Genomic DNA, 566 nt, shown 5'->3' with positions numbered 1-566 from the left:
GGTCTACAGCCTGCTCGTGATGATCCGGGCGCACGAGGAAAGCGACACGAAAAGCCGACGGGTGCGGGATGCCATTCGCCGGCAGTGTCAGGGGTGGCAGGCGGGCACCTACCGCGGGCTCATTCGGTACGGCAAGACGCCGAGCTGGCTTCAGGTTGTCGACGGGCGGTGGGAGTTGATCGAGCCACGGGCTGAGGCACTGCGCGCGGCCGTCGACATGTTCCTGCGCGGGCTGGGCACCGGGCACATCGCTCGCGAGCTGCATTCGGCTGGACTTTCAGTGAGCAATGCTGTCCCGAGCAGCGGGCACCTGGTGCGCTTGCTGGCGCACCCTGCATTGATCGGCGRCAAGCACCTTGACCTCGACGGGGAGACCTTCCATCTCCTCAACTACTACCCGGCCGTCATCACGCGTGAGGTCTGGGCCGAACTGCAGGAACTCACGACCGCGAGGAGCAGGCGGAACGTGCGCGGCGAGATTCCATCCATCCTCACAGGCTTCGGCGTTGCGGTCTGCGGGTACTGCGGCGGACCCTTGAAGAGCCAGACGATGGCCAGCAAGCGCC

The 566-nt window shown here is 66.0% G+C and carries 1 protein-coding gene; it reads left to right on the top strand.

What is annotated here, in order from left to right; all coding sequences use genetic code 11:
- Window positions 1-566: recombinase family protein (locus AC1D01_RS38055; protein WP_477875180.1), on the top strand; the 566-nt coding region annotated here is incomplete at both ends.

This window comes from Rhizobacter sp. P3_B12, from assembly GCF_056402895.1.
This window is presented reverse-complemented; position numbering and strand designations above follow the sequence as displayed.